Source organism: Skermanella sp. (assembly GCF_059503625.1).
Window position 1 is genome coordinate 1 of record NZ_JCACHA010001045.1, and the last position, 5,870, is coordinate 5,870.

Annotated in this window: 7 protein-coding genes; 2 read left to right on the forward strand and 5 right to left on the reverse strand. The window is 65.2% G+C overall.

Annotated elements, in window-relative coordinates; translation table 11 throughout:
• The 4 genes from AC5JJ6_RS37925 to AC5JJ6_RS37940 all read right to left on the reverse strand — a co-directional run.
• The coding region (locus AC5JJ6_RS37925; RefSeq protein ID WP_496046996.1) for an EamA family transporter at window positions 1-667 on the reverse strand (667 nt) is incomplete at its 3' end.
• A gap of 113 nt (window positions 668-780) precedes the next feature.
• Entirely contained in the window at window positions 781-2,028 is a 1,248-nt protein-coding gene (locus tag AC5JJ6_RS37930) for a DUF2336 domain-containing protein (RefSeq protein WP_496046997.1), read from the reverse strand.
• Between the two features lie 105 nt (window positions 2,029-2,133).
• Complete coding sequence (locus AC5JJ6_RS37935; RefSeq protein ID WP_496046998.1) at window positions 2,134-2,685, reverse strand: NUDIX hydrolase; 552 nt, start codon at window positions 2,683-2,685, stop codon at window positions 2,134-2,136.
• Window positions 2,686-2,752: 67 nt separating this feature from the next.
• Complete coding sequence (locus tag AC5JJ6_RS37940; RefSeq protein ID WP_496046999.1) at window positions 2,753-2,953, reverse strand: hypothetical protein; 201 nt, start codon at window positions 2,951-2,953, stop codon at window positions 2,753-2,755.
• Between the two features lie 503 nt (window positions 2,954-3,456).
• Between AC5JJ6_RS37940 and AC5JJ6_RS37945 the strand changes: the two genes are divergently transcribed.
• On the forward strand, window positions 3,457-4,623 hold the full coding sequence (locus AC5JJ6_RS37945) for a DUF2336 domain-containing protein (RefSeq protein ID WP_496047000.1): 1,167 nt from the start codon (window positions 3,457-3,459) through the stop codon (window positions 4,621-4,623).
• Window positions 4,624-4,678: 55 nt separating this feature from the next.
• Here the strand turns inward: AC5JJ6_RS37945 and AC5JJ6_RS37950 are convergent, their stop codons facing one another.
• The gene (locus AC5JJ6_RS37950) at window positions 4,679-5,164 is read right to left on the reverse strand and encodes a DUF1178 family protein (protein WP_496047001.1); all 486 of its coding nucleotides are present in this window, start codon (window positions 5,162-5,164) and stop codon (window positions 4,679-4,681) included.
• Between the two features lie 61 nt (window positions 5,165-5,225).
• Between AC5JJ6_RS37950 and AC5JJ6_RS37955 the strand changes: the two genes are divergently transcribed.
• On the forward strand, window positions 5,226-5,783 hold the full coding sequence (locus AC5JJ6_RS37955) for a class I SAM-dependent methyltransferase (RefSeq protein ID WP_496047002.1): 558 nt from the start codon (window positions 5,226-5,228) through the stop codon (window positions 5,781-5,783).
• Window positions 5,784-5,870 lie beyond the last annotated feature (87 nt).

Sequence of the window (5,870 nt, forward strand, 5' to 3'; positions counted from 1 at the left end):
CCCATAAGGCCAGCACATACGATCCCAGGGTGCAAACGCCCCCGATGGCCCCGAAATGCCAGCGGGAGCGGCAATGTGCGATCAAGTCGGTTCGCCGCCTCAGCAAGGCCCAGGCCGTCAGGGGAAGCGCCGTGACCAGGAAAACCCACATCGTATAGGCGGCGGCATGGCCGGACAGACGGACGCCGGTCCCGTCGACCAGGGTATAGGCGGTGATGACCACGGCATTGGCCAGGGCGAGCGCCGTGGCGCTTCCCGTCGTCCCGGCAGGCGCCTTGGACGCCGCCAGGGTCATGCAGAGGACGCCGGCGGAGATCAGCAGGACACCGCCCCAGGCGCCGGGACCTAGATACTCGCCGATCAGCGGACCGCTGGCGATCGTCACCAGGAGAGGCGCCGTCCCCCTCATCACCGGATAGGCCACGCTCATGTCGCCCGCGCGGTACGCGGCCGCGACCAGGGCGAAGTAGCCGACATGGATCGCCACCGATGCCGCCGCATAGGGCCAGCTCGACGGGTCGGGCAAGGGGAGGAACGGCAGGATCAGGGCGGAGAGCAGTCCCGAACCACCCGTGACGAGCACGATATCGAGGAACTTGTCCCGGCTGGACTTGACCACGGCATTCCAGCTGGCATGCAGGAACGCCGCCAGAAGCACGATCAACATCACCTGGAAAGACATTCCACCCGATGTCATGCCCCGTGGCCTGGTCGGCCTGGGCGGCCTGGGCGGCATCTTTCGACGATCGGGTCTCGGCGGGTCCGGTGCATCCGGAATGTCTACAGCTTCGCGCCGTAGAATTCCAACTGCCAACTCATTTCCACCGGTGTCAGCGGATAGTCGAAACCGTTGCGGGCGTTCAGCAGCATGCGAGGAGGTATGTTGGCGGCACGCGACTGGAGCTGCATGGCGCACCGCATGCTGAGCCCGGCCCGCCACGCGAGCGAGGTCACGCCTTTGGGGCTTTGAGCCGCGATGATGTCGTCGACGATCGCCGGGACGATACCGGCCAGCAGCGCCAGCCCCAGCTTGACGAACACCAGGTCGTTCCACGACAAGGCGTCGCTGATGGCGCTTTCGTCCAGTTGACCGATGGTGAACAGGCGCCGCGCCCGCTGCTCCGGCGACTCTCCCTCGGTCCGCTGATCGCGATAGTCGATCCGGCGCCGAGCGACGCTGACCACCTCCTCCGCCGTTTCCGCATCGAGGTCGCGGCGCTGGCGCAGGATCGTCAGGACATGCTGGTCGACGAACTCCGCAAGGCGGACCGCCAGGCGTCCGGGCAGTTTCGGGCGGCGCGCCAGCGGCATCTGCCAAGCCGGATACCCGACCGAGTCGTCGACCATGCCGGTCAGGGTATGCTCGGGGATCAAAGCACCGGAATTGTCGATCAGCACGGTGGACGCCGCAATGTCGCCGGCATCGTAGAGGGCCGCGGAAACGGGCTCGGAGACGCCGTCCCGTTTGGCGATCGCGCTCAGCACCCATGACTTCGGCTGGTCAGCGATGATGCTGAGCAGGTCCTTGTCGGTCAGCGTGGCGCAATAGTGCAGGATGGGCTCGGCAACCTCTTGCTCGATGTCGCGGGCAAGGTGAAGGCACAAGTCGGGCGGGGCGCAGGCGACATCCTTGAGGCTGGTCGCCAGCGCCTGCCGGACGCCGACCGCCTGATCCCTCGCCAGCTGCTCCAGTGTCCGCACCGTCAGTTGAAAGAGCTGGCTCTGGGCTTCCTGCGACAAGTCGGGCAGGAGACGGGCAAATTTGCCGGCCAGCAGGCTGCGCACGCTGTCGTCGGAGTCGCGCGCCAGGACGGCGCTGGCCTGGGACGGCGCCGCCGGGTTGGCCGCCACTTCGCGGCGGACTTCGACCGCCGGGTCGATCGCCAGATAGTAGAGCAGCTCCGGGCGGACATCCTCGCGGCTCGCCACCTGCGCGCGGGTGGCTGCATCCTCGCTCTGCGCCATCCGCTTGGAGGTTTCATAATCGAGCGCGCCGCCGGCCGTTGGAATCTGCTCTTTGATGGACAAGGTCGTCCCCGGACTGCCGAACGAAGGGGTGTTCGAACCCTTTATGATCCAGCATGGTTTCCAGATGGTGAACGTTCGGCTATCCGGCGCGGCGGCGTCGGGCGTTTACAGACCCAGCGGTGGCGGAGGTTCCGGCTCCGGATTGGTGGCGGGGCTGAACTCGTGCTCGCGGCGGCGCTTGTCGTATTCGTCCAACGCCCAGTGAACCGTGGGGAAGGCGATGGCGTCCCAGGGGATCTCGTCCCAGCGGAACAGCCCCACTTCCAGGCTTTCCGGTCCCGGCTCCACGTCGGGAGAGCGCAGGCGCGCGCGGTAGATGAGCTGGACCTGGCTGATGCGGGGGATTTCATAGACCGCGAGCAGACAATCGATCTCGATCCTCGCCCGCGCTTCTTCCCAGGCCTCGCGCTTCGCCCCCTCGGCGGTCGTTTCGTTGAGTTCCATATAGCCGGCCGGCAGCGTCCACAGGCCCTTGCTCGGTTCGATCGCCCGGCGGCACAGGAGAATGCGATCCTCCCACGCGGCGACGGAACCGACCACGATCTTCGGGTTTTCATAGTTGATGAAGCCGCAGTCCGTGCATACCAGACGCTGGCGGTCATCCCCATCGGGGATCATGCGGACGACGGGTCCGCTTGGTGTGGATTCGGAACTCATGGGCGTAATGTGGCTCAGGCCGTGCCGCGCGGCAAGCGGAACGGCAGTCGCGCCCAGCGGGATCGGATCAGGCGGTGATGTTGACGATTCGCCCGCGCGTGGCGCTGGGGTCCTGAACCGGCTGGTTGCCGCCGCCATTGCCATTGGCCTTGACGCCGCCGTCCTGCTGGCCGTCCTGGGCGGTGGCGCCGTCAGCGGGACGGCTTGCGCCGGACTGAACAGCGGAATACCCCGCAGCCGGAGCCGTACCCGAAGAATGGATCTGCATCGAACTCTCCCTGGCATCCCATCGGCGGCATCACGGGCGATCCATGTGCCGCAGCACCCCGGTCCGGCCCCAAGGACGGGCTCTTTCGAAAGTACTCAAAAGAATCATAGCGCGTATCGGCAGTGTATAGCCACACCAATGCGACGAAAGTATTCGCTCCGATCGGGCGGAGGGATGGACCATCAGCCTCATATTCTGCCGAACCGGCGAATATCGAATTAAAACAATTAAAATGTCACTGTTTTGACTCATGTTTCACGGTTTCCATACCGGCAGCGGCAGACAAGAGTTAACAACTTGCTAAGGAAGAATCTTCATGCTGGGGAGACTGCGAAGTCAGTGGAGACAAGGCTCCATTCTTAAAACCGCCCGACCAGAAGGGTCGTGACGATGGGCTACTGGTTATCGATGTTTCAGGAATTAAGGGAGTTTCCATCCGACGCTCTGTATGGCGGATCCCCTGATCCCGCGCGCTTGCGGCAGGATCGCTTCGGGATATGCCCATGAGCGGAGTGGAGATGGGAGCCGATATGGAGACCGGCGGCGGTACGATGGCGCATCTTGCCAAACTGTTCGAAATGGCGCGCGACCGTACCCAGGCAGGGCGTCGCGCTCTGGCCGACAAGGTCGGGGACTTCTATTTCGCCGGGCACGACCTGTCGCATCGCGAGATGGACCTTGTCGTGGATATCCTGCGGCAGGTGATCCGCGACGCCGAGATGGACGTCCGGCTGGGACTGGCCCAGCGTCTGGCCGTCCACGATCAGGCTCCGCATGACCTGATCGTCCTGCTGGCCAACGACAGGATCGAGATCGCCGAACCGGTCCTGCTGCACAGCGGCGTCCTTCAGGATGCCGATCTCATCGACATCGTCCTGCGCCACGCGGAGGCCCATCAGATCGCCGTGGCGAAACGCCCGGCGGTCAGCGCACCGGTAGCCGACGCCCTGGTGGAAATGGGCAGCGTCCAGGTGGCGGAAACGCTGCTCGGCAACCGGGGCGCCAGCTTGTCTCCGCAGGCGATGGCCAAGCTGACGGCCGCCGCGCGCCGCGTCCCGCCGCTCCGCGAACCGCTGCTCGGCCGGCCGGAGCTCACCTCCGATCTTGCGACCAGGATCTACTGGCTCGTCTCGCAGGAGCTTCGGCGGGCCATCCTGGACCGCTATCCCATTCCCCGTCAGCAACTCGACGCGGCGCTCCAGTCGACGGTCCAGGACCTGGTGGACGGCACGCGGGGGCGGACCAGCCTGACCGGGGAACAGCTGGAAACCGTCGAGCGCCTGGCGGAAGCGGGAGCCATCACGCCGCCCATCCTGATCCAGACGCTGCGGCTGGGGCAGATCGACCTGTTCAAGGCCCTGTTCGGCCGGATCGCCGGGCTGGCGCCGGAAACGATGCATCTGCTGATCGCGGAAAGCGGCGGAGAAGCCCTGACCCTGGCATGCCGCGCCCTGAAGATCGACAAGGGGTTCTTCGCATCGATCTTCCTGCTCAGCCGGGCCGCCCGGCCGGGGGAACAGATCGTCGATCCGCGCGAGCTGTCGCGCGTGCTGGCCCTCTACGACCGGGTCACGCCGGAAGCGGCACTGCCCATCCTGCAAAGCTGGCGCATGAACCCAGGCGCCACCCAGCTCATGCCGTCCCGCCGCCGCGACCGTCCGGAAACATGACCGGACAGGGACGTGACCGGACAGAGGGCAGTACCGGAAACGACCGCGAAGGGCTTCAGGAGTTGGTCGTCGGAACCCAGGGGATCCGTTCGACCACGATCCCCTCTTCCTTGAGCTCCGTCGTCTCGGTCTCGGTCGCTTCGCCGTAGATGTCGCGCTTTTCGATCTCGCCATAGTGGATGCGGCGTGCTTCCTCGGCGAAGCGGTCGCCGACATAATCGCACTTCTCTTCCACCTTGCGGCGCAGTTCCACCAGTTCTCGCATCACCTCCGCCCGGCGAAGGGCGGCGGTTTCGGTCTTCTCGACATCCTGCCGCGACTTTCCGATCCGCGGAGCCATCGGGGCCTTCGCGATCCGGCTGTCGCCGCAGAGGGGACAGGCTATCTCGTTCGCGGCGGCCTGCGCATCATAGGCGCCGCTGTTCCTGAACCAGGCCTCGAACACATGGCCTTCGCCGCACTTCAGATCGAACAGGATCATCGGCCGTTTCTCGTTCCGCTCCTGATGGCGCCGCAGGACCACCGACTTACCGGCAAGCATGCACTGTAATATATGCACGAATTCGTTAGACCAAGATGAAAGCGGAAGCGAGGATACCGGAATGCACGACACTCCTGAAGCTTCGGCATGGGTTCGGCGCTTTGCGCCGCTGGCAAGGCCAGGCGGCGGCGTCCTCGACATCGCCTGCGGCAGCGGCAGGCATCTCCGGCTCTTTGCCGGCGCCGGCCATCCCGTGACCGGGATCGACCGGGACCTCGGCGGGGTGGCCGATCTGGCCGGCCGTCCCGAAGTCGATCTGCTGCGGGCCGATCTCGAGGACGGCAGTCCGTGGCCTCTGCAGCCTGACCGGCGGTTCGCCGCCGTCGTCGTCACCAACTATCTGCACCGGCCCCTGCTGCCGCTGCTGACCGGCCTGCTCGAGCCCGGAGGGGTGCTGATCTACGAAACCTTCGCGCGCGGCAACGAGCGCTTCGGGCGGCCGTCCTCGCCTGCTTTCCTGCTGGAGCCGGGCGAGTTGCTGGGTCTGGCCGGAAGCGGTCTTCAGATCGTCGCGTTCGAGCAGGGGGAGATAGCCAGCCCGAAGAAAGCCGTCGTCCAGCGGCTCTGCGCGATATTTGAAGTCCAAGCTAATCCTTTGACTTGGCCACTTCCCGGATAAAGACTATGGATTGCGAGCTACCGTAAAACTCTCGAAATAACTGCAAAGATAGTACGGGTATTGCCGGAATGGGTAGCTTCCTTCAGT

Bases quoted from the DNA above. Each gene is read 5' to 3' on its own strand.
- AC5JJ6_RS37935 (WP_496046998.1), bottom strand. From the start codon at position 2,685: ATGAGTTCCGAATCCACACCAAGCGGACCCGTCGTCCGCATGATCCCC.
- AC5JJ6_RS37940 (WP_496046999.1), bottom strand. From the start codon at position 2,953: ATGCAGATCCATTCTTCGGGTACGGCTCCGGCTGCGGGGTATTCCGCT.
- AC5JJ6_RS37945 (WP_496047000.1), top strand. From the start codon at position 3,457: ATGAGCGGAGTGGAGATGGGAGCCGATATGGAGACCGGCGGCGGTACG.
- AC5JJ6_RS37950 (WP_496047001.1), bottom strand. From the start codon at position 5,164: ATGCTTGCCGGTAAGTCGGTGGTCCTGCGGCGCCATCAGGAGCGGAAC.
- AC5JJ6_RS37955 (WP_496047002.1), top strand. From the start codon at position 5,226: ATGCACGACACTCCTGAAGCTTCGGCATGGGTTCGGCGCTTTGCGCCG.